This is a genomic window from Bacillus sp. SRB_331, assembly GCF_003264175.1.
GTDB lineage: Bacteria > Bacillota > Bacilli > Bacillales > Bacillaceae_G > Bacillus_A > Bacillus_A mycoides.
Genome location: NZ_NADV01000066.1, coordinates 1 through 23180, shown reverse-complemented (window position 1 = coordinate 23180; position 23180 = coordinate 1). Strand labels below are relative to the sequence as shown.

23 protein-coding genes and 12 tRNA genes are annotated in these 23180 nt (G+C 37.1%); 32 read left to right on the top strand and 3 right to left on the bottom strand.

Annotation, left to right across the window (positions count from 1 at the left end; all coding sequences use genetic code 11):
• Window positions 1–36: 36 nt before the first annotated feature.
• Window positions 37–909, bottom strand: coding sequence for a Cof-type HAD-IIB family hydrolase (locus B5P42_RS29850; protein WP_071744529.1), 873 nt, complete (start codon window positions 907–909; stop codon window positions 37–39).
• Window positions 910–1373: 464 nt separating this feature from the next.
• On the opposite strand from B5P42_RS29850, the gene B5P42_RS29845 reads away from it, so the two are divergent.
• From B5P42_RS29845 to uvsE, 13 genes are all read left to right on the top strand, one after another.
• Window positions 1374–1493, top strand: a complete 120-nt coding sequence (locus B5P42_RS29845; protein WP_002009865.1) for a DUF3948 family protein — start codon at window positions 1374–1376, stop codon at window positions 1491–1493.
• 34 nt (window positions 1494–1527) lie between these two features.
• Window positions 1528–1647 carry a DUF3948 family protein gene (locus B5P42_RS29840; protein WP_000700010.1) on the top strand — a complete coding sequence of 40 codons (120 nt, stop codon included), beginning with the start codon at window positions 1528–1530 and terminating at the stop codon, window positions 1645–1647.
• A gap of 43 nt (window positions 1648–1690) precedes the next feature.
• Complete coding sequence (locus B5P42_RS29835; protein WP_001058532.1) at window positions 1691–1801, top strand: DUF3948 family protein; 111 nt, start codon at window positions 1691–1693, stop codon at window positions 1799–1801.
• Window positions 1802–1843: 42 nt separating this feature from the next.
• Window positions 1844–1954, top strand: coding sequence for a DUF3948 family protein (locus B5P42_RS29830; protein WP_001083697.1), 111 nt, complete (start codon window positions 1844–1846; stop codon window positions 1952–1954).
• A gap of 310 nt (window positions 1955–2264) precedes the next feature.
• Entirely contained in the window at window positions 2265–3383 is a 1119-nt protein-coding gene (hppD, locus tag B5P42_RS29825; protein ID WP_002140158.1) for a 4-hydroxyphenylpyruvate dioxygenase, read from the top strand.
• 66 nt (window positions 3384–3449) lie between these two features.
• Window positions 3450–4406, top strand: coding sequence for a fumarylacetoacetate hydrolase family protein (locus B5P42_RS29820; protein ID WP_113735925.1), 957 nt, complete (start codon window positions 3450–3452; stop codon window positions 4404–4406).
• Complete coding sequence (locus B5P42_RS29815) at window positions 4372–5544, top strand: homogentisate 1,2-dioxygenase (protein ID WP_000499912.1); 1173 nt, start codon at window positions 4372–4374, stop codon at window positions 5542–5544. The genes B5P42_RS29820 and B5P42_RS29815 overlap by 35 nt, the downstream gene beginning before the upstream one ends.
• 258 nt (window positions 5545–5802) lie before the next feature.
• Window positions 5803–7218: a branched-chain amino acid transporter BcaP gene (bcaP, locus tag B5P42_RS29810; RefSeq protein WP_002124809.1), complete on the top strand. Its 1416-nt coding sequence runs from the start codon at window positions 5803–5805 to the stop codon at window positions 7216–7218.
• 107 nt (window positions 7219–7325) lie between these two features.
• Complete coding sequence (locus tag B5P42_RS29805; protein ID WP_113735924.1) at window positions 7326–8600, top strand: MDR family MFS transporter; 1275 nt, start codon at window positions 7326–7328, stop codon at window positions 8598–8600.
• Window positions 8601–8900: 300 nt separating this feature from the next.
• A complete protein-coding gene (locus B5P42_RS29800) occupies window positions 8901–9989 on the top strand; it encodes a D-alanine--D-alanine ligase (protein ID WP_002009961.1) in 1089 nt (362 codons plus the stop codon).
• A gap of 60 nt (window positions 9990–10049) precedes the next feature.
• Complete coding sequence (gene murF, locus B5P42_RS29795) at window positions 10050–11426, top strand: UDP-N-acetylmuramoyl-tripeptide--D-alanyl-D-alanine ligase (protein WP_113735923.1); 1377 nt, start codon at window positions 10050–10052, stop codon at window positions 11424–11426.
• 306 nt (window positions 11427–11732) lie between these two features.
• Entirely contained in the window at window positions 11733–13367 is a 1635-nt protein-coding gene (cshA, locus tag B5P42_RS29790) for a degradosome RNA helicase CshA (protein WP_113735922.1), read from the top strand.
• Between the two features lie 93 nt (window positions 13368–13460).
• Window positions 13461–14423 carry a UV DNA damage repair endonuclease UvsE gene (gene uvsE / locus B5P42_RS29785; protein ID WP_002029436.1) on the top strand — a complete coding sequence of 321 codons (963 nt, stop codon included), beginning with the start codon at window positions 13461–13463 and terminating at the stop codon, window positions 14421–14423.
• Here uvsE and B5P42_RS29780 read toward each other — a convergent pair.
• Window positions 14416–14988, bottom strand: a complete 573-nt coding sequence (locus B5P42_RS29780) for a rhomboid family intramembrane serine protease (RefSeq protein WP_113735921.1) — start codon at window positions 14986–14988, stop codon at window positions 14416–14418. The two genes, uvsE and B5P42_RS29780, sit on opposite strands and share 8 nt — an antisense overlap.
• A gap of 92 nt (window positions 14989–15080) precedes the next feature.
• On the opposite strand from B5P42_RS29780, the gene acpS reads away from it, so the two are divergent.
• From acpS to B5P42_RS29750, 6 genes are all read left to right on the top strand, one after another.
• Window positions 15081–15440 (top strand): holo-ACP synthase, encoded by a 360-nt coding sequence (acpS, locus tag B5P42_RS29775; RefSeq protein WP_088034763.1) that lies wholly within the window; start codon window positions 15081–15083, stop codon window positions 15438–15440.
• A gap of 156 nt (window positions 15441–15596) precedes the next feature.
• Window positions 15597–16547: a LolA family protein gene (locus B5P42_RS29770; RefSeq protein WP_113735927.1), complete on the top strand. Its 951-nt coding sequence runs from the start codon at window positions 15597–15599 to the stop codon at window positions 16545–16547.
• Window positions 16548–16664: 117 nt separating this feature from the next.
• Entirely contained in the window at window positions 16665–17834 is a 1170-nt protein-coding gene (alr, locus tag B5P42_RS29765) for an alanine racemase (RefSeq protein ID WP_113735920.1), read from the top strand.
• Window positions 17835–18145: 311 nt separating this feature from the next.
• Window positions 18146–18433: an antitoxin EndoAI gene (locus tag B5P42_RS29760; RefSeq protein WP_000004570.1), complete on the top strand. Its 288-nt coding sequence runs from the start codon at window positions 18146–18148 to the stop codon at window positions 18431–18433.
• A gap of 4 nt (window positions 18434–18437) precedes the next feature.
• Entirely contained in the window at window positions 18438–18788 is a 351-nt protein-coding gene (gene ndoA, locus B5P42_RS29755; RefSeq protein WP_000635965.1) for a type II toxin-antitoxin system endoribonuclease NdoA, read from the top strand.
• A 68-nt stretch (window positions 18789–18856) separates the two neighbouring features.
• Complete coding sequence (locus B5P42_RS29750) at window positions 18857–21025, top strand: Tex family protein (RefSeq protein ID WP_113735926.1); 2169 nt, start codon at window positions 18857–18859, stop codon at window positions 21023–21025.
• A gap of 57 nt (window positions 21026–21082) precedes the next feature.
• Here B5P42_RS29750 and cmpA read toward each other — a convergent pair whose 3' ends face one another.
• A complete protein-coding gene (gene cmpA, locus B5P42_RS29745; RefSeq protein ID WP_001143642.1) occupies window positions 21083–21199 on the bottom strand; it encodes a cortex morphogenetic protein CmpA in 117 nt (38 codons plus the stop codon).
• Window positions 21200–21409: 210 nt separating this feature from the next.
• Between cmpA and B5P42_RS29740 the strand changes: the two genes are divergently transcribed.
• The 13 genes from B5P42_RS29740 to B5P42_RS29680 all read left to right on the top strand — a co-directional run bounded on the left by B5P42_RS29740 (window position 21410) and on the right by B5P42_RS29680 (window position 23156).
• Window positions 21410–21865 (top strand): SprT family protein, encoded by a 456-nt coding sequence (locus tag B5P42_RS29740; protein WP_016095131.1) that lies wholly within the window; start codon window positions 21410–21412, stop codon window positions 21863–21865.
• Between the two features lie 114 nt (window positions 21866–21979).
• A tRNA-Asn gene (locus B5P42_RS29735) sits at window positions 21980–22054 on the top strand.
• A gap of 3 nt (window positions 22055–22057) precedes the next feature.
• Window positions 22058–22148 (top strand) — tRNA-Ser (locus B5P42_RS29730).
• 8 nt (window positions 22149–22156) lie between these two features.
• A tRNA-Glu gene (locus tag B5P42_RS29725) sits at window positions 22157–22231 on the top strand.
• A 5-nt stretch (window positions 22232–22236) separates the two neighbouring features.
• Window positions 22237–22312, top strand: a tRNA-Val gene (locus B5P42_RS29720).
• Between the two features lie 24 nt (window positions 22313–22336).
• A tRNA-Met gene (locus B5P42_RS29715) sits at window positions 22337–22413 on the top strand.
• Between the two features lie 3 nt (window positions 22414–22416).
• Window positions 22417–22492: transfer RNA gene (locus B5P42_RS29710), tRNA-Asp, on the top strand.
• Between the two features lie 87 nt (window positions 22493–22579).
• Window positions 22580–22654: transfer RNA gene (locus B5P42_RS29705), tRNA-Gln, on the top strand.
• A 5-nt stretch (window positions 22655–22659) separates the two neighbouring features.
• A tRNA-Lys gene (locus B5P42_RS29700) sits at window positions 22660–22732 on the top strand.
• A gap of 16 nt (window positions 22733–22748) precedes the next feature.
• Window positions 22749–22831: transfer RNA gene (locus tag B5P42_RS29695), tRNA-Leu, on the top strand.
• 96 nt (window positions 22832–22927) lie between these two features.
• Window positions 22928–23004, top strand: a tRNA-Arg gene (locus B5P42_RS29690).
• A gap of 3 nt (window positions 23005–23007) precedes the next feature.
• Window positions 23008–23084 (top strand) — tRNA-Pro (locus tag B5P42_RS29685).
• Window position 23085: 1 nt separating this feature from the next.
• Window positions 23086–23156: transfer RNA gene (locus B5P42_RS29680), tRNA-Gly, on the top strand.
• The last annotated feature ends 24 nt before the right edge of the window (window positions 23157–23180 follow it).

Below are 23180 nucleotides of genomic sequence, written 5' to 3'. Positions count from 1 at the left end.
TTTTATAGGGTACAGTTCAGTGAAAGAGTCCTTTTTTTATTTACTAGATGAAGTTTGTTTCAATACAAATTGCTCGATTGCATGAGCAACACCATGTTCATTGTTTGTTAATGTTACAACGTCACATAGTTTTTTGACATCTTCTTCGGCATTTCCCATTGCAACTGATAAGCCAGCTACTTGTAACATTGGCACATCATTAAAGTTATCGCCGATTGCAACAGTATCTTCAATTGGTATATTGAAATAAGCTGCCATTTCTTGCAAACCATTGCCTTTATGGCCATGCTTATCCATAATTTCTACATTAGTAGGAGCTGATGCCGTAACTGAAATGTCCGTATCTTCTTGTAAAGTTTGTAATAGCTGTGAACGATGAGCAGCATTAAATGTTAAAATGAAGAATTTAGATATTTCTAATTCTGGATTATTTACGACATCTTCTATTTTTTGGAAATCAGTAATTAAGTTAGATTTCTTTTGTTTTTCTGTAATTCTTTCAAGTTCCTCAAGTGTAACATCTAGTGTATGTTTATTTTCTTCGAATGCCTGCATAACTTGACCTTGCCATGTATAAGGAGAATAAACCCCTTTATTTGTGTACAACTTATATGGAAAACCTTCAGATTCTAGTAATTTTGCAAGCTTGTATACTTTATCATTTTGTAAACAACGCGAGTTAATTACTTTTCCGTCCACATAAACAATTGCCCCATTGCTTGCTCCAACTGGAAGAGATAGTTTATATTCTTCCAATAATTTCAAAGCATCCTCTTTCGCGCGGCCAGAACAAATCATTACAATATGACCAGCCTCTTTTGCGGTTTGGATAGCTTGTAAGTTCTCTTTGGAGATTTCAAGATTAGATGATAGTAGTGTACCATCCATATCTAGTGCGATTAATTTCAAAATGACCACCTCTTTGTTTCCATTATACATAGTTATATAGAGGAAACATATAAACTTATCTTGGAAAGATAGTATTTTATCCCGCATTAATTTCTAGTAAAAGTGCGATTGGTGAGGGGAATAATTAGTAGGGAATGGAACTCTCGTTGATTAAAGTTTCACTTTGGTTTTTAACAAAATAGAGATGAATAATATTATATTTCGCTTTATGACCTTAATGTTACACTAGTGTTACAAATGTGATTGTAGTAGAAAACGCATTAAAACAAGGTTTTTGAGTGTTTATTTAAAAAAACGTAAAAAAAGTGTAATAAAATTTACGTAATTATATTGCAACGTAATAATAGTTATGTTACATTAGTGTTACAAACGTTACGTAATTAATTTCAATGTAACGTTAACGTGAAAACTATGAACTAATCATTTCTTAGTAATTACATATAGATAACTTATAAAAAAGGAGAATGAATGATATGAACAACGAGCAAGTATTAAACGTAACAAAAGGTGACTTCTTAGGATCAGCAAGCGGAGCAGTAGTATTAACAGCATTAATCGTATTTCTTTCAAGCGTATTAGTATAATAGAAGTTTTGTAACAAAAATAAGAGAAGGGAGAATGAAAATTATGAACAACGAGCAAGTATTACAAGTAACAAAAGGTGACTTCGTAGGATCAGCAAGTGGAGCGGTAGTATTAACAGCATTAATCGTATTTCTATCAAGCGTATTAGTATAATAGAAGTTTTGTAATAAAAATAAGAGAAGGGAGAATGAAAATTATGAACAACGAGCAAGTATTAAACGTAACAAAAGGTGATTTCTTAGGATCAGCAAGCGGAGCAGTAGTATTAACAGCATTAATCGTATTTCTATCAAGCGTATTAGTATAATAAAAGTTTTAAATTGTACAAAATGAAAGGAGAATGAGGAATATGAACAGTGAACAAGTGTTACAAGTAACAAAAACAGATTTATTAGGATCATTAGGCGGAGCGGTAATATTAACATCATTTATTCTATTCCTTGCAAATATATTAGTATGAAAAATATAAATACAATCATTCAAAAAAAATAAAGACTCTAACGTATTAGTAAGTAGTTAATATGTTGGAGTCTTTTTTGTTTTCCTCTCATATATACCTTCAAGTATTAATATTTTCCCCTTACTTTAAAGAGAAAAAAGTCGAATTTTATATGTAAGAAAAAAAGAGGAATTTGACAGAAAAGATAGAAAATTTAAAAGGTCGGAAATTGTTAGCTTGCTAACTAATTTCTATTAATTGATGTTGGAAGCGTTTTCGGTTGGTTTTAAGTATGGACCATTTAATCTATTTACAGGGGGATGAAGATATTATGAAACAAAAATCTATGGATACGCTAGCTGCACAAATGGAGGACTTTTTTCCGGTACGTGATGTAGATCATTTGGAATTTTACGTAGGAAATGCAAAGCAATCAAGTTATTACCTTGCAAGAGCGTTTGGATTCAAAATTGTAGCCTATTCTGGATTAGAAACAGGAAACCGTGAAAAGGTATCTTATGTTCTTGTGCAAAAAAATATGCGTTTTGTTGTGTCTGGAGCTTTAAGTAGCGATAGCCGTATTGCAGAGTTTGTAAAGACTCATGGTGATGGAGTGAAAGATGTGGCTTTACTTGTTGATGACGTTGATAAAGCATACTCTGAAGCTGTAAAACGTGGCGCTGTTGCGATTGCTCCTCCTGAAGAGTTAACAGATGAGGAAGGTACCTTGAAGAAAGCGGTTATTGGTACGTATGGTGATACAATTCATACGCTTGTAGAGCGTAAAAATTATAAAGGAACATTCATGCCAGGATTTCAAAAGGTAGAGTTCAATATTCCATTTGAAGAATCCGGTTTAATTGCTGTAGACCATGTCGTTGGTAACGTTGAGAAAATGGAAGAATGGGTTAGTTATTATGAGAACGTCATGGGATTTAAACAAATGATTCACTTTGATGATGACGATATTAGCACAGAGTATTCGGCATTAATGTCAAAAGTTATGACGAATGGAAGCCGTATTAAGTTTCCAATTAATGAACCAGCAGACGGAAAAAGAAAGTCACAAATTCAAGAATATCTAGAGTTCTATAACGGAGCGGGTGTACAGCATCTTGCTTTATTAACAAGTGACATTGTAAAAACAATTGAAGTGCTTCGTGCGAATGGCGTGGAGTTTTTAGATACGCCAGATACGTATTACGATGAGTTAACTGCACGAGTGGGGAAAATTGATGAAGAAATTGATAGATTAAAAGAATTGAAGATTCTAGTAGACCGTGACGAAGAAGGTTATTTATTACAAATCTTTACGAAACCAATTGTAGATCGTCCAACTCTATTTATTGAAATCATCCAACGTAAAGGTTCTCGTGGATTTGGCGAAGGGAACTTTAAAGCGTTATTCGAATCAATTGAAAGGGAACAAGAGCGTCGCGGAAATTTATAAAATTTGTATCCACCAGCAAGAGTTCCTTTGTTGGTGGAAATTTCATTTTCATAGGGAGGAATCACGATGAAATTTGTTACATTTCGTCTCCCATCGAAAGAAATGCGAGCTGGATGGCTTGAAGGTGACAAAGTAATCGATATGAATCTTGCGAGTAATGGACAATTACCTTCTTCTATGTTCGCCTTTTTAGAGAAAGCAGATGAGTATGTAGAAGTATTGCGTAATATTAAGAATCCTGAAAAGGGTATATATTCCTTAGAGGAAGTTCAATTAGCAGCGGCAATTCCTAATCCGAGTAGCATTCGAGATTTTTATGCATTTGAGCAGCATGTAAAAACAGCTCGCGGACGAAGAGGGCTAGATGTTGTACCTGAATGGTATGATATCCCGGTTTTTTATTTTACGAACCACCGTGCTGTTATTGGGCCAGATGATTTTGTTATTGGTCCGAAGAAGTCTAAAAAGCTTGATTATGAGTTAGAGATTGCTTGCGTAATTGGGAAAGAAGGACGAAACATTTCTCGTGAACAAGCAGAGGAATATATTTTTGGTTACTGCATTATGAACGACTGGAGTGCAAGGGACTTACAAGCAACAGAAATGAAAGTGGGACTCGGTCCAGCGAAAGGAAAAGATTTTGCAACTTCATTAGGAGCGTATCTCGTTACGAAAGAGGAATTAGACGTTTATCGTAACGGTGATCGTTATGATTTAGAGATGACTGCTCATGTAAATGGAAAGATATTATCAAAGGGAAACTTCCAAGATATTTACTATACATTTGCTGAAATGATTGAACGTGCTTCGGAAGACGTTACGTTATATCCAGGAGATGTGATTGGTTCTGGGACAGTAGGAACAGGATGTATTTTAGAACTTGGTACAGAAGAGTGGCTACAAGATGGAGATGTTGTAGAGCTGTCGATTACTGGTTTAGGTACGTTACGTAATACGATCAAAAAAGAAATGGAAGCAGGTGATGGGCATGTTTTATCGTCACATGGGGGAGCTACCTCATAAACGACATGTACAATTTCGTAAAAAAGATGGATCGCTTTATCGTGAGCAGGTAATGGGGACAAAAGGTTTCTCTGGTACCCAGTCTATTTTGTATCATCATTATATGCCAACAGAAGTAGGGCATGCGGCATTATCGCATTCTTGTCAGTTACAGTATGAAGAGGATGTTGCTCTTGCTCATCGCCACTTCCGTACGAAAGAAAATAAAAAAACTGGTGATGCAGTAAGCGGAAGAAACTTTATGCTTGGGAATGAGGATTTATTAATTGGAGTAGTGAGTCCAACAGAAAAAATGGATTATTTTTACCGTAATGGTGATGGCGATGAAATGTTATTTGTTCATTATGGAACAGGAAAAATTGAAACGATGTTTGGAACGATTCACTATAGAAAAGGTGATTATGTAACAATTCCAATTGGAACGATTTATCGTGTTATTCCAGATGAGGGAGAGACTAAGTTTCTTGTTGTAGAGGCAAATAGCCAAATTACAACACCAAGTCGCTATCGCAATGAATATGGGCAATTGTTAGAACATAGTCCGTTTTGTGAAAGAGATATGCGTGGACCGGAGAAATTGGAGACATATGATGAAAAAGGTGAGTTTGTCGTAATGACAAAGTCGAGAGGTTATATGCACAAGCATGTGTTAGGGCACCATCCGTTAGATGTTGTTGGATGGGATGGGTATTTATATCCGTGGGTCTTTAATGTGGAGGATTTTGAACCAATTACAGGTCGTATTCATCAGCCGCCACCAGTACATCAAACATTCGAAGGGCATAATTTCGTCATTTGCTCTTTCGTACCGCGTTTATACGATTATCATCCAGAATCTATTCCGGCACCATATTATCATAGTAATGTGAATAGTGATGAGGTACTGTACTATGTAGAAGGTAATTTTATGAGCCGAAAAGGTGTAGAAGAAGGTTCTATTACGCTTCATCCAAGTGGGATCCCGCATGGGCCACATCCAGGGAAAACAGAAGCGAGTATAGGGAAGAAAGAGACACTTGAACTGGCTGTTATGATAGATACATTCCGTCCGCTTCGTATTGTAAAACAAGCACATGAGACGGAAGATGAAAAATATATGTATAGCTGGATTGAAGAGGGTTCATATACTGTGAAATAAGTAAAAAGAGGCATGCTCACTACGGGAGCATGCCTCTTTTATGGAATCGGCATGTATAATAATACCAAAAAAAGTTATGAAAATATATATAGATAAGATTGTCTGAATCTTTTTATCGAAAGGATGATAAGAGTATAGTATGTATCTCGGTAGTTTTCTGTTTATTTCGACAAAAGTGTTGACTAAAAAACATGCCGTGGGTAAAATGAAAAAAGTAAATTAAATTTTCAGAAAACTAAAATCATGGAGGAGCACAGTATGAAGCAAATTTTTCAAAAGAAGCCGATTTCAACGTTACTGCAAGAAAGTAAACAAAAGACATTATCGAGAACGTTAGGGGCACTTGATTTAACAATGCTTGGAATCGGAGCAATTGTTGGAACTGGTATTTTTGTTCTTACTGGCGTTGTAGCAGCGAAACATTCTGGACCAGCTATTATATTATCATTTGCTATAGCTGCATTAGCTTGTGCCTTTGCTGCATTTTGTTACGCTGAATTTGCTTCTTCAGTTCCTGTCTCAGGGAGTGTTTACACGTACACGTATGCGACGATGGGAGAAGTATTTGCATTCTTAATTGGATGGGATTTAATGCTCGAGTATTTATTAGCCACATCTGCTGTAGCCAATGGATGGTCAGCGTATTTTCAATCGTTATTAAAGGGATTTGGGATTCATATTCCGACCATTCTCTCCTCGGCCCCTGGTACTGGAAAGGGTGGAATAATTGATTTACCTGCAGTTCTAATTATTCTAGTTATGACGGTTCTTTTATCTAGAGGTGTTCGTGAAAGTGCACGTGTAAATAATATAATGGTATTTATTAAACTAGCAGTTGTTCTCATTTTTATCTTCGCCGGATTTAATTATGTAAAACCTGAAAATTGGACACCTTTTATGCCATTTGGGTTAGATGGTGTAATGGCTGGAGCAGCTACAGTTTTCTTCGCATTCATTGGATTTGATGCTGTATCAACAGCCGCAGAAGAAGTGAAGCGCCCACAACGCGATTTGCCGATTGGAATTATTGCATCGTTACTAGTTTGTACGGTTCTTTACATTGTTGTTTCACTTATTTTGACAGGGATTGTTCCATACGGTCAGTTGAATATATCAGATCCAGTTGCTTTCGCACTTCAATTTATTGGACAAGATAGTTTGGCGGGAGTGATATCAGTAGGAGCAATTACAGGAATTACAACTGTAATGCTAGTTATGATGTATGGGCAAGTTCGTGTTTCATATGCAATGAGCAGAGATGGATTGTTACCGAAGCGTCTTGCTAAAGTTCATCCGAAATTTAAAACACCATTTTTAAATACATGGACAACAGGTATTATTGCAGCACTTATTTCAGGATTAATAGATTTAAATGTTTTAGCACATCTTGTAAATATGGGAACTTTGTCAGCATTTGCACTTGTAGCTGTTGCTGTTATTGTGATGAGACGAACTCATCCTGATTTACCAAGGGCGTTTAAGGCGCCGCTCGTACCATTTTTACCAGCATTAACAGTTATTTTTTGCTTATATTTGATGCTTCAATTATCAGCGACAGCTTGGATTAGTTTTGGTGTTTGGATGGTTATCGGTATAGTAGTTTATTTCGCCTATAGTAGAAAGCGTAGTGTTTTAAATAATAGTAAAAAAGAAGAAGATGTAGCAAATTTATAAGTGGAAAAATCCATTCTAATTCTGTTAGGATGGATTTTTATTTTGAAAATTTACATTTTTCTGAATGTATTATAAGATAATTGTTGGCGAACTAAAGGGGTGAAAATGTGAAAAATACATGGCGTGAGCTAAAAGAGATGGATCGTAACGTATGGATTCGATTTATCGGTGAGACTTTGAACGGAATTGCGATGATGATGTTAATGCCTTTTTTTGCACTATATTTAAAAGATAAGGTAGATTCTATATTACAAGTTGGGATTATTATGGCGCTTTCTCCAATTGCTGCAAGCTTTGGCTCACTTATAGGCGGACGAATAGCTGATATATATGGAAGAAAGCCAATTATGATATTTTCAATGGCGAGTAATGCGTTATTAATGCTCGGTTTTTTATTTATCGAAGGATTTATTCCATACGCTATTTTATCTATTTTTTTAGGGTTAAGTAATTCTTTATTTCATCCAGCAGCATCAGCGATGGTTGCAGATGTGACGGCGCCAGAAAAAAGAACAGAAGCATATGGTTTATTGCGAATGGGACACAATATTGGTGCTGCAATTGGACCGATAATGGGAGCATCAGTAGTTGTTTTATCAAAGAACCTCGTGTTTATTATTGCTTCATCCGCTATGTTGTTTTATGCGCTACTAGTGTTAGTACTTATTAAAGAAACAATGCCAAAAATTACGGATATGACGGAAAAAAATAAAGAGAAGGAATCCGGAGCAGTTTGGAAAATTTTAATGAGAGATAAGGCGTTAATGATTTATTTGTTAGCGGGGATCATTATTTCTATGGGGTTCTCTCAAACAGAAGGCATGTTACCGCTTCACTTTGATAACGAAATGAAGGATATTTTTGGAGTCAACAATCCATACCCATATTTAATGGCATTAAATGGTCTATTAGTTGTTTTATTTCAATTTCAAATTTCAAAATGGGCGACAGATAAACCTGTTGGAAAGACGATGTTATACGGTGCGTGTTTGTTCGGAATTGGTTTGTTTTTTATAGGATGGTTACCGAAGTGGTTTGGAGAACTTGATACAAATGCTACAATTATTTTAATGACATTAATGTTTGTTTATGCCATATATACGTTAGGCGAGATGATTATGTCGCCTGTACAGATGACGTTTGTAGCGAATTTGGCCCCTGAGCATTTGAGAGGAACCTATATGGGGGCGGCGAGTTTGCAGTGGATTACAGGAAGTGCATTCGGTCCACTTCTTGGTGGTTTTCTATTGGATCGTTTGCTTGGTCACTACTTATTTACAATTTTAAGTGTAGGGTGTGTAGTTGCAGGCTTTGTATATGTTTCTTTAGATCGTCTTGTTGAGCAGAGGCAAAAAGATACGCCTACAAAACAGTCTTCTTAATAAAATGAAACTTTAATCAATGTTTTTTCACCCTCCACAAATGGTAGGGTAATATAGATGACATACACACAAAGTGGATTTCTACATATTTTAGGTACATAACTAGATTAGATAGCAATTTTGCTCTAAAGTTTAATTTTGTTTAGGTGTGTAGAAATTAAAGAGAAAAAGTGTAGAAAACCAATAAGTGGTGTCTTTTAATTATTTGTGGAAGTTACATTTTATTTCAAATAGGAACTACCTATTTTTATAAAAAGTGCTAAAATAGAAAAATGAAAACAATTGGTTAGGGTGATTTCAGTGACAAAAATTAAATTAGGTTTATTATACGGTGGAAAATCAGCTGAGCATCAAGTTTCGTTACAAACGGCTCTTGCTGCTATTAAAGCATTAAATCAAGATAAATTCGAGATTCATCCAATTTATATTACAGAACAAGGCCAATGGATGCGTGGAGAGCGTATTGAAGGCGAAGTAACAAATGTTGAGGCATTACAAATGAGTGGGGAAGAGAATACAATTTCTCCTGTATCATTAAGTACAGAAATTATCCCAACGGCAACTTCTAAACAAGAAGATGCAATTGATGTTATTTTCCCATTATTACATGGACCGAATGGTGAAGATGGAACAGTACAAGGGTTATTAGAATTACTAAACATTCCATATGTAGGTAACGGTGTATTAGCATCATCTGCTGGTATGGATAAAGTTGTTATGAAAAATATCTTTGCAGAAGCTGGATTGAAACAAGCGAAATATGCATCTTTCATTCGTAGCGCATGGGAAAAAGATCGTGAAACAGCGTATGAAAAAGTAGAAGAAGTATTAGGATATCCTTGCTTCGTAAAACCAGCAAACCTTGGTTCAAGTGTTGGTATTAATAAGTGTAACGATCGTGAAGAGCTTGAGAATGCATTCGAAGAGGCATTCCAATTTGACCGTAAAATTATTGTAGAAGAAAATATTGTAGGTCGTGAAGTAGAAGTTGGTGTATTAGGTAATGATGAGCCGAAATGTTCAGTTGTAGGTGAAATTGTACCGAAAAAAGATTTTTATGATTACAAATCGAAATACATCGATGGTGATACAGCGTTAATTATTCCAGCTGAAATGACAGAAGAAGAGTCTAATGTAATTAAGCGAGATGCAATTATCGCATTCCAATCATTAGATGGTTCGGGCTTAACACGAGCTGATTTCTTCTTAACGAAAGATGGAGAAGTATATATTAACGAAGTAAACACAATGCCAGGATTCACGCCGTTTAGTATGTTCCCTCTATTATGGCAACATACAGGGTTACCGTATCCGGAATTAATTGAAGAGCTAATTCGCTTAGCGATTGAGCGTCACGAAGAAAAACAAAAAATTAAATATACAATCTAACAAAAAAGGAGGAAGCACTATTCGAAGGAATAGTGCTTCCTCTATGTAAGGAGTGTTTTCATGATAAATCGAACGTTAAAACAAGTAGAGCAGATGATAAATGGTACTGGATTAGCAGAGCAATATGAGGGAATTACTATACAAGGAGTGTCTATTGATACGAGGGAAATTGAAAATGGAAATTTATATGTTCCAATTCAAGGTGAACGTTTCGATGGACATGCTTTTGTAGACAAAGCTGTTGAAAATGGGGCGATTGCTACATTATGGATGAAAGATGTAGAAAACCCACCTGAAAATCTTCCGGTTATTTTTGTAGAAGATACACTAGCAGCATTGCAAATGTTAGCGAAAAACTATCGTGATCAATTGGATGTAAAAGTTGTTGGTGTAACGGGTAGTAATGGTAAAACATCTACGAAAGATATTGTAACAAGTATTCTTGCGACTAAATTTAAAGTTCAAAAAACAGAAGGTAATTTCAACAACCACATCGGTTTACCTCTTACTATTTTAAATTTAGAGGAAAATACAGAAGTAGCTGTATTAGAAATGGGCATGTCAAGCCGAGGAGAAATTGAATTTCTATCTAAGTTAGCTCGTCCTAATGCAGCTATTATTACGAACATTGGTGAGGCGCACTTAATGGATTTAGGCTCTCGTGAGGCGATTGCTGAAGCGAAGTTAGAAATTGTTACAGGTTTACAAAAGGGTGGCGTGTTCGTATATAATGGAGATGAGCCGCTATTAACGAATCGTGTTCCAGAAATGAATTTAGCAGCTGAAACAGTTACATTTGGTGATGCGAGAGCAAATGATTACTATCCAACTACTGTAACATTGCAGGCTACTGGGACACACTTTAAGATGAACAGGGATGAAACTTTGTCATTCTATTTGCCAGTACTAGGAAAGCATAATGTATATAATACGCTTGCTTCAATGGCAATTGCAAAACATTTTGGTGTAACGTGGGAAGAAATGAAACAAGGTTTAGTAACACTTCAAATGACAGGTATGCGTATGGAAATTGTAAAAAAAGATAGTGGTTTAACAATTATCAATGATGCTTATAATGCTAGTCCAACAGCTATGGAAGCTGCGTTCCACCTAATGAATGGTTTAGATGGATTTGCTAAAAAAATTGTTGTGCTTGGTGATATGTTAGAACTTGGAAATCAAGAAGTGCAATTTCATTATGAAGTAGGTAAATTAATTGATCCAGCAAAAATTTCATATGTATTCACATATGGTAAATTAGGGGCTCAAATTGCTGAAGGTGCAAAAATTAATTTCCCTAAAGACCGTGTAAAAGCGTATGATAGTAAAGAAGAGTTAATAAAAGAGTTGCAAGCAGTAGTCGGTACGAAAGATGTTGTATTAGTAAAAGCATCTCGCGGCATGAAATTAGAAGAAGTAATTACGATGTTGAAATAATTGGTGTATATAAATAGGGATGATAGCCACGAAAATAGTGGAAACTTATAATAAGCGCTTACAGTAAACGATAAAAAAATAAAAGTAAAGAAAAAAGCTCTGAATATGAAATAAGGTAACAGTTGGGGTTTGCTTTTTACACCTACAAAACTTATAATTGATAAAGTGTAATAACGTTTAGAAGTATTTTCGTGAAGAATATACGCCCGGTTATATACGTAAGTATTCAGGAAAATGGCTTTTCCGCAAGTTCGGAAAACGCCTTTTTTTAAATGATAAGTATAGGATAGAAAAGGAGAAGTAACATTGACAACATTTCGAGAACTAGGATTAAGTGAGTCTTTACTACAATCTGTTGAAAGTATGGGCTTTGAAGAGGCTACGCCGATTCAAGCTGAAACAATTCCACATGCATTGCAAGGTAAGGATATTATTGGGCAAGCGCAAACAGGTACAGGGAAAACAGCAGCATTCGGATTACCACTATTAGATAAAGTGGATACAAATAAAGAAGCAGTTCAAGGTATTGTTATCGCGCCAACGCGTGAATTAGCAATTCAAGTTGGAGAAGAGCTATACAAAATTGGTAAACATAAACGTGTTCGTATTCTACCAATTTATGGTGGTCAAGATATTAACCGCCAAATTCGTGCTCTAAAAAAACACCCACACATTATTGTAGGTACGCCGGGTCGTATTTTAGATCATATCAACCGTAAAACACTTCGCTTACAAAACGTAGAGACTGTTGTTCTTGACGAAGCGGATGAAATGTTAAACATGGGCTTCATTGAAGATATTGAAGCGATTTTAACAGATGTGCCAGAGACACATCAAACATTATTATTCTCAGCGACAATGCCAGATCCAATCCGTCGTATTGCTGAGCGTTTCATGACTGAGCCTCAACACATTAAAGTAAAAGCAAAAGAAGTAACAATGCCAAACATTCAGCAGTTCTATTTAGAAGTGCAAGAAAAGAAAAAGTTTGACGTGTTAACACGCTTACTAGATATTCAATCTCCAGAGCTTGCAATCATATTCGGTCGTACAAAGCGTCGTGTTGATGAATTATCAGAAGCATTAAACTTACGTGGTTATGCAGCAGAAGGTATTCACGGTGACTTAACACAAGCGAAGCGTATGTCTGTATTACGTAAATTTAAAGAAGGTACTATTGAAGTTCTTGTTGCAACAGACGTTGCTGCACGTGGTCTTGATATTTCAGGCGTAACACACGTATACAACTTCGATATCCCACAAGATCCAGAATCATACGTTCACCGTATCGGTCGTACTGGCCGTGCTGGTAAAAAAGGTATTGCAATGTTATTTGTAACACCACGTGAATCAGGACAATTAAAAAATATCGAGCGTACAACAAAACGTAAGGTTGATCGTATGGACGCACCGACACTTGACGAGGCGTTAGAAGGTCAACAACGTTTAATCGCTGAAAAACTTCAAAGCACAATTGAAAATGATAACTTATCATACTACAAGCGTATTGCAGAAGAAATGTTAGAAGAGAATGATTCTGTAACAGTAGTAGCTGCTGCTTTAAAAATGATGACAAAAGAGCCGGATACAACTCCGATCGCTTTAACATCAGAACCACCAGTTGTTTCAAGAGGTGGCGGTGGCGGTTCTAAAAAACGCGGTGGTAACGGAAGTGGATACCGTGATGGTAACCGTGATCGTAATCGTAGTCGTGATGGACGCGGCGGTGGCGATGGTCGTAACCGTGATCGCAATCGTGATGGACGTGGAAGCGGAAGCGGAAGCGGAAGTGGCGATGGTCGTAACCGTGATCGTAATCGTGATGGCGGTAGCCGTGATGCTGGTAGCCGTGATGGTAACCGTGGTCGTAAAGGTGAAGGTCGCCCTGGATCTTCAAATGGACGCGGCGAAAGAAAACATCATAGCCGTCCACAAGCTTAATAAAAAAGAGAATGCCCTTTGCTGGGCATTCTCTTTTTTTATTTCTGTAATTGTGCATACTACATAGTAACTCGTATAGAAATGAGGTGCTATATGCTTGTAAGACTTGGGTATGTTGCGATGAGTGTACATTTGAAGAATGCTTCTCCATCTCAAACGATGACGTATGCACAGTTTCAGCGGATTGATGATCGAGAGGCTGCGATTCGTAAACTTGAAAGAATCGCTAATTCAAATTTGGAAAATTGCTTACGGTTATTAAAACATAATAAAGGGCATGATATATCTTTCTTTCGACTTAGTTCTAAGCTTATTCCTTTAGCGAATCATGAGGAGTTGTTAGATTGGAACTATATTCGTCCGTTAAAAGAAAATCTGAAAGAATTAGGTGAATATGCAATTCGTATGAATATGCGAATTGACTTCCATCCAGATCACTTTGTTGTACTAAATTCACCTGAGGAGAGTATTTTCAAACAATCTGTAAAGACATTGCAGATGCACAAAAAATTGTTAAAGGGTATGGGAATTGAACATAAGCAACGATGTGTATTACATGTGGGAGGAGGTTATAAAGATAAGGAGCTTGCATTAGAACGCTTTATAGAAAATTGGTCAACTGTTCCAAGAGGTATTCAAGAGATGATTATATTAGAAAATGATGACACGACCTTTTCTTTAGAAGAAACATTGTATTTAGGTGAGAAATTAGACATTCCAGTCGTGTTTGATTTGCACCATCATATGATGAATAATGACCAGGAAGATTGGCATGAAGATTGGGCGCGTGTTGTACATACGTGGGAATCGTCTTTGTTACCGGTTAAAATGCACATCTCCAGTCCTAGAGATGGAAAAAACCCGAGAGCACATGCAGATTTTATTGATGTAGATACTTTCTTATCTTTTTTGAAAAAGATAAAGGGGAGTGTTCCGCGAATTGATTGTATGATTGAGGCGAAGAAAAAGGACGAGTCTTTATTTCAACTAATGAGAGAGTTAAGTAAACAAACAGATGTGGAAATTATCGATGGTGCGAGCTTCTATATTAAATAAGCTCTGCGCCATCGTTTTTTTTTGTTAAAAAAGGGGTGCACATGCCGCCGATGATCAGTCCTGTTAAATGGCTTATAGGATTGGCAGAGGGATTAAAGAAAGTAAATAGTAGTAATATAAATATCATTATTGAAAAAATAGCGATGTCTCTTGGTTTTGAAGAACGATATCGACTATACAATAAAAATAATTGGGCGCCTAGTAATCCGAAAATACCACCAGATGCTCCGGCGTGAATATATTCAAGAGGCATAATAATATAAGAAGAAATATTCCCGAGAATGCCAGAAAGGAAAAAAATAATGATGAAAGAAAAGTGTCCTAGTTGTTTTTCGATAGAAGAACCAAATACGAATAAACAAATACTATTAGAAAGGAAATGTTGTAAGTCTACGTGTACAAGTAAGGAAGTTATGACACGCCACCATTCTCCTTTAGCGATATATTCATTGTAGGCTGCCAGGTGAAAGAGGGAAAAGTCGCTCAATATAATCATGACTAATTGTATAAGAAGTAAAGAAATGATAATCGGTTGTAAGGAAATGCGAGTGGATGGTATTAGCATGTTGTTAGTATCACTCCTTTTGCATCAGAAAGATTCTCTGTTATTCTTACAATATGAATGAAGAAAGCTAAATAGAAGAAGGGGATTTTGAAATGATTGTAGGGATTGGAATCGATATTATTGAGTTAAATCGAATTGAAAAAATGCTAGATGGAAAGCTTAAATTTATGGAACGTATTTTAACTGAAAGAGAACGTGGTGTTGCCGAGGGGCTGAAAGGAAGTCGTCTTATAGAATTCGTAGCTGGAAGATTTGCAGCAAAAGAGGCGTATTCTAAAGCGGTAGGGACCGGTATCGGGAAAGAAGTGAGTTTTTTAGATATTGAAGTAAGGAATGATGATAGAGGTAAGCCGATTATCATTACAAATACAGAGCATATTGTTCATTTATCAATTAGTCATAGTAAAGAATTTGCCGTTGCTCAAGTTGTTTTGGAAAGCTCGTCACGCTAGTCTGCATATTTTATATCTTTGTCTCATATATTTGAGGTAGCGATAAGGAAGGCATATCTTCCATTCATTTATAGGGGCAAAGGGGCTGAAGTGATGAAAAGGCGTCTGTTTTTAGTTCTTGTCGGTTTATTGACCGTTTTTGTGTTGGCGGGTTGTATGGAAAAGAAACAGGAAGATGTTGTGAGAGATTTAGAAACGAAAGTTAAAAGTATGAAGAGTTATCAAGCTGAAGCGAAATTATCTATTAAAACAGGAAATGAACCTCAAGAGTACAATGTAGAAATTTGGCATAAAGAACCTTCGTATTATCGTGTGAATTTGCAGAATGCGAAAAAGGATCAGAGTCAAATTATTTTAAGGAATGATGAAGGTGTATTTGTATTAACACCGGCACTTAATAAGAGTTTCCGTTTTCAAAGTGATTGGCCGCAAAATAGTAGCCAGGCTTATTTATATGAATCACTTGTAAGAGATATTTTGCAAGATAAGAAAAATCTCTCTTTCGAGAAAACAGATAAGTATTATGTGTTTAAAACAAAAACAAATTATCAACATCAAAATATGTTGCCGAAACAAGAAATTAAGCTGAATAAAAGTGATTTAACACCAGTTTCTGTGAAACTGATGGATAATGATCAAAATGTCCTTGTAAAAGTAGATTTCACTAAAGTAAAGTTTGATGCAAAGTTTGATAAAGGTGCATTTGATACGAAACAAAATATGTCTAGAGCACAAGTGGATGTTCAGACGGCAGCGAAAGAAGACAAACCGTTTGCTATTTTGTATCCACGTGATACACCGCAAGGTATGACTTTGAAAGAGGAAGAAGAGTTGAAGACAGACAGTGGCAAGCGTGCAATACTCACATACACTGGAAGTAAGAAATCCTTTACTTTAATACAAGAAAAGTCAAAAGTTGCAGAGGCCTCATCGGCGGTAAGTGTAAGTGGAGAGCCGGTTGATCTTGGTTTCACGATTGGTGCATTGACGAAAGACTCTGTAACGTGGTCACAAAACGGAGTAGAATATATGCTCGTGTCTAAAGGTTTAGAGCCGAATGAGTTGTTGATGGTTGCTCGTTCGGTTACAGCGAAGCAGGTGAAGTAAACTTCTTAGACGTGGTGATATATGTGCACCACGTCTTTTCTTAGTTTGAAGGTGGATTTCATAAAAGAAGCATATAAAAGAATAAGCTTCGCATATCGTGTATAAGGAAGTGTATTTATGGAAGAAGCGCCGTTTTACCGTGACACGTGGGTGGAAGTGGATTTAGATGCGATCTATAACAATGTTACACATATTAAAGAGTCCATTCCAAGTGATGTAGAGATTTTTGCTGTAGTTAAAGCGAATGCATATGGACACGATTATGTACCGGTGGCTAAAACTGCATTAGAAGCAGGAGCAACAAGATTAGCAGTTGCTTTTTTAGATGAAGCTTTAGTGCTTCGGAGGGCTGGTATTACTGCACCGATTTTAGTATTAGGTCCTTCCCCGCCCCGTGATGTAAATGTAGCTGCTGAAAATGATGTAGCATTAACTGTTTTTCAAAAAGAATGGGTGGAAGAAGCGATAAAGCTCTGGGCTGGTTCATCAATAATGAAATTCCATATTAATTTTGATAGTGGTATGGGGAGAATCGGAATACGTGAACGAAAAGAATTAAAAGGGTTCTTAAAGAGTTTAGAAGGTGCGCCATTTTTAGAGTTAGAAGGAGTATATACGCATTTTGCAACAGCGGATGAGGTTGAGACTTCTTACTTTGATAAGCAATATAATACATTTTTGCAGCAGTTACGTTGGTTGAAAGAATTTGGAGTGAATCCTAAATTTGTCCATACAGCCAATAGCGCCGCAACGTTAAGGTTTCAAGGGATTACATTTAATGCGGTGCGAATTGGTATTGCGATGTATGGATTATCCCCATCTGTAGAAATACGTCCTTTTTTACCATTTAAATTGGAACCGGCGTTGTCACTTCACACGAAAGTTGCTCATATTAAGCAAGTGATTAAAGGAGATGGGATTAGTTATAATGTCACATACCGAACGAGAACTGAAGAATGGATTGCGACAGTTGCAATTGGATATGCAGATGGCTGGCTTAGAAGATTGCAAGGGTTTAAGGTACTTGTAAACGGTGAAAGAGTACCGATTGTAGGGCGAGTGACAATGGATCAATTCATGATACATCTTCCTTGTGAAGTGCCACTTGGTACGAAAGTTACACTCATTGGAAGACAAGGTGATGAGTATATTAGTGCTACCGAGGTTGCTGAATATTCCGGGACTATTAATTATGAAATTATCGCAACGATAAGCTTCCGTGTGCCGAGAATATTTATACGACACGGTAAAGTTGTAGAAGTAATCAATTATTTGAACGATATATAGAAGAAGGTATTATTACTCAGCATCTCGTCATTTGGAGGAGTTTCACTAATAAAGAATAGGCTCTTTTTCGCTGGGGAGCTTCTTTTTATACTTGTTATTAATATAAGTTGCAATGAAATATTACTGAAGGATTGCTTTATTTCTTGTTTGAAAGAGATAAAAAGTAAAAGAAGATGAATGTTTTATTTATGAATTGGAAAACATAAGCAAGGAATAAGGAAGTCTTTGCAACAGGCTCCATACAATGGTATTATTACAATAGGTGTCATATATATATTTGGGTGTGTAGTTGACGGTGGAGGTGTATTTTTGTGTCCGAATCAAGTGTAACTACTGAAATCGTGGTTCGGTTGCCAAAGCAAATGGTAACGGAATTGGACGGAATTGGAAAACAAGAGAATAAGAATCGCCATGAACTAATTTGCCAGGCAACACAACTGTTATTGCGTCAACATAAGACGAAGAAACGCTACCAACATGAATCAATGCGACGTGGGTACATTGAAATGGGAAAAATTAATCTTGGTATTGCATCTGAAGCTTTCTTAGCAGAGTATGAAGCAGCTCATACAGTAGAACGCTTAGTTAGCGGGGGGTAATATTTTGATTGTAAAACGCGGCGACGTGTATTTTGCAGACCTTTCCCCAGTTGTTGGTTCTGAGCAAGGAGGCGTTCGTCCGGTTCTTGTCATTCAAAATGACATCGGAAATCGTTTTAGTCCGACTGTGATTGTAGCGGCTATTACTGCACAGATTCAAAAAGCGAAATTACCCACTCATGTGGAAATTGATGCGAAAAAGTACGGTTTTGAGAGGGATTCTGTTATTTTACTTGAGCAGATTCGAACAATCGATAAGCAACGCTTAACGGACAAAATCACTCATTTGGATGAAGTGATGATGAGTCGTGTAGATGAAGCGTTACAAATTAGTTTAGGACTAATAGATTTTTAAATCGGCAGTTTAAGTTGCTCTCTTTACAGGGCAACTTTTTTTTATTATAGAGGAGGTTACGGTTGGATATGGAAATGGTAGATAATCGACAAGAGTTAATGAAAATGTTAGTGAAAGAATTAGGCTTTACAGAAAAGCAAGTTCGTCATGTTATTCAATTAACAGAAGAAGGTAACACAGTTCCATTTATCGCTCGTTACCGAAAAGAATGGACAGGGTCTCTTGATGAGGTGCAAATTCGTGCAATCTTAGAAAGATGGCAATATATGATGCAACTAGAAGATAGGAAAGAAGAGGTTCTTCGTCTTATTGGTGAAAAGGGTAAACTAACCGAAGAGTTGCGTCGTCATATTGTTGCTGCAACAAAACTTCAAGAAGTAGAAGACTTATATCGTCCATATAAAGAAAAAAGAAGAACGAAAGCTACAATTGCTAAAGAAAAGGGATTAGAACCGTTAGCTGAGTGGCTATTATTATATAAAAAAGAAAATCCAGCAGAGAAGGCTATGGAATTTGTTAATGCAGAAAAGGAAGTGGCGTCTGCAGAAGATGCGTTGCAAGGTGCGCAAGATATTATTGCGGAACTTGTTTCGGATAATGCGGCATATCGTAGTTGGATTCGCAATACTACTTTCCGAAAAGGGATTATGTGTTCATCTGTAAAAGATAAAGAAAAAGATGAAAAGAATATATATGAAATGTATTATGGCTATGAAGAACCGTTGCAAAAAGTAGTGCCGCATCGTGTACTAGCTATGAATCGTGGTGAAAAGGAAGACGTATTAAGAATTTCTGTTATCACGCCAATTGAAGAAATTCTTCAGTTTTTACATAAAAAAATGATTCTTGATGAAGCTTCTAAAAGTGCGCATTATGTACAATTAGCGATGGAAGATGGATATAAGCGATTAATTCAACCTTCAATAGAAAGGGAAATTCGTAAAGAATTAATGGAAACGGCCGAAGAACAAGCGATTCATATTTTCTCTGAGAATTTACGTAATTTATTATTACAACCTCCGATGAAAGGGAAAGTTGTGTTAGCGGTAGATCCAGCATATAGAACTGGTTGTAAATTAGCTGTAGTAGATGATACAGGAAAAGTTCTTCACATAGATGTTATTTATCCGCATCCGCCTGCTCGTAAATATGAGGATGCAAAAACGAAAATCATTTCAATTATAGATAAATATGAAGTTGAAATGATAGCGATTGGAAATGGTACAGCTTCGAGGGAAACGGAAGAATTTATAGTAGATGTATTACAAAATGTAGAACGAGATGTATTTTACATTATTGTAAATGAAGCGGGTGCTAGTGTGTACTCAGCATCTGATGTAGCTCGCGAGGAGTTTCCAAATTTACAGGTTGAAGAAAGAAGTGCTGTTTCAATTGGGAGACGTCTACAAGATCCACTTGCAGAGCTTGTGAAAATTGACCCTAAATCTGTTGGGGTGGGACAATATCAACATGATGTATCTCAAAAGCGATTAAATGAATCATTAACATTTGTAGTAGAGACAGCAGTTAACCGAGTTGGTGTTAATGTAAATACAGCTTCAGTTGCATTGTTGCAATATGTTTCGGGATTATCAAAAACAGTTGCGAAAAACATTGTAGCTAAGCGTGAGGAAGATGGGAAATTCACGAAGCGTACTGAATTAAAGAAAATTCCACGTTTAGGTGCAAAAACATATGAACAATGTATCGGGTTTTTACGTATATTAGAAGGAGTGAATCCGTTAGATCGCACAGGGATTCATCCAGAACAATATAAAAATGTTGAATTGCTATTAAAGAGCTTAGGGTTATCAAAGAATGATGTGGGGAAACCAAACTTGCAAAAGAGTTTCGAAGGAGTAGATATTTCTAAATTATCTCAAGAGACGGAGATTGGTGAGCCGACATTAGTTGATATTATGGATGCTTTAATTAGCCCGGAGCGAGATATGAGGGATGAGTTGCCAAAGCCACTTTTGAAAAAGGGGATTTTAAAATTAGAAGATTTAAAGCGTGGTATGGAATTAGAGGGAACGATCCGCAATGTTGTTGATTTCGGTGCCTTTGTTGATATTGGTGTGAAGCAAGATGGTTTAGTACATATTTCTAAACTAAGCAAACAATTTGTAAAGCATCCATTAGATATTGTATCCGTGGGACAAATTGTAAAGGTATGGGTAGATGATATTGATACGAAAAAAGGTCGTGTTGCATTATCAATGTTACCGATTGAATAGTAAGAAAAGAGAGCAGATGAAACTGCTCTTTTTTTATGAACTGGAAAGTTTAATTGATTATGAGCTTTGATGTATTTTACTATAATAAAACCAGCATTCATTTAGTAACTTGATTTGATACCGGTTTTTCTCAAAATATGCACGTTGCATTTGTTTCTTTAGCCACGTGGGCATAGGAATCCCTCCTTGTTTAATCCTGCTCTCAAAAAAAGTAGCTGCTTTTAGTTAAAGTAACTTTGATGAGAGGTTGGTGAGTGGATTTCTAGCAATGCTGTATTTTTAGAAATCACGCTTCTTGAATGAGGATGGGTATATGTACTATTTACTATATGTATAAGAAGGGAGAAAAGTGTGGAAATATTTTTTAGTTTAGGAGGAATGAGAATGGATGAGCAAGAAATTCAGCGGTTAGTGGAAGAGGTATCGTTACAATGCTTTGGAATGCCGTTTTTACATAAAGCGATGTTTAATAGTAGGTTACGTACAACTGGTGGGCGCTATCTATTGAAGAATCATAATATAGAATTGAATTATCGATATTACGAAGTATATGGAAAAGAAGAGTTAGTCGGGATTGTTAAACATGAACTTTGTCATTATCACTTACATATCACAGGAAAAGGGTATAAGCATCGAGATAGAGATTTTCGTGAGTTATTAAAGAAAGTAGGTGCACCACGTTTTTGTAAACGAATGATTAGTGAGGAGGAAACGAGAGTTTCTATGTATGAATGTATGGGGTGTTCTTTTCAATATGTAAGAAGACGTCAAATAAATACACAAAGATATGTATGTGGAAAGTGTAAAGGACAACTAAAACTGGTAGTGAAAACATCTTGACAGTGAAAACGCAATCCAGTATATTATAAACATGTCACGTTTGCGCAAGACGTTGTGAAAAAACATCTTGACTTACGATGAGAATTTTTATAAGATACAAATTGTCTTCATTATTCCGCAGTAGCTCAGTGGTAGAGCTATCGGCTGTTAACCGATCGGTCGTAGGTTCGAGTCCTACCTGCGGAGCCATACAGAGAAGTACCCAAGTGGCTCAAGGGGCTCCCCTGCTAAGGGAGTAGATCGCTAACGCGGTGCGAGGGTTCGAATCCCTTCTTCTCTGCCATACATATTGGCCCGTTGGTCAAGTGGTTAAGACACCGCCCTTTCACGGCGGTAACACGGGTTCGAATCCCGTACGGGTCACCACTTTTGGAGGATTAGCTCAGCTGGGAGAGCACCTGCCTTACAAGCAGGGGGTCGGCGGTTCGATCCCGTCATCCTCCACCATATAAATTATATAAATAATATTATCGCGGGGTGGAGCAGTACGGTAGCTCGTCGGGCTCATAACCCGAAGGTCGCAGGTTCAAATCCTGTCCCCGCAACCAAATGGTCCCGTGGTGTAGTGGTTAACATGCCTGCCTGTCACGCAGGAGATCGCCGGTTCGACCCCGGTCGGGACCGCCATTTTAACTTCTGCTATATAGCAGTTGTTTTTTATTGGACATTATGGTAAAATAACATTTGTCTTTGAAAAGAAGATAACTATTTCGATGGGCTATAGCCAAGCGGTAAGGCAACGGACTTTGACTCCGTCATGCGCTGGTTCGAATCCAGCTAGCCCAGCCATTTACGAGCCATTAGCTCAGTTGGTAGAGCATCTGACTTTTAATCAGAGGGTCGAAGGTTCGAATCCTTCATGGCTCACTTTTGTTTTTTTCGCGCGGTCGTGGCGGAACGGCAGACGCGCTAGGTTGAGGGCCTAGTGGGGGAAACCCCGTGGAGGTTCAAGTCCTCTCGGCCGCATCAAAAAATCTTTTAAAAAGTACTTGCATTTGAAAATGTAGTATGGTAAGATAATTGAGTCGCCAAAATACAACGACGAAAAAACATCATGAATAAGCGCCCGTAGCTCAATTGGATAGAGCGTTTGACTACGGATCAAGAGGTTAGGGGTTCGACTCCTCTCGGGCGCGCCATAACGGGAAGTGGCTCAGCTTGGTAGAGCACCTGGTTTGGGACCAGGGGGTCGCAGGTTCAAATCCTGTCTTCCCGACCACGCGGGTGTAGTTTAGTGGTAAAACAAGAGCCTTCCAAGCTCTGGTCGAGAGTTCGATTCTCTTCACCCGCTTTTAGTTCTTTGAAAACTGAACGA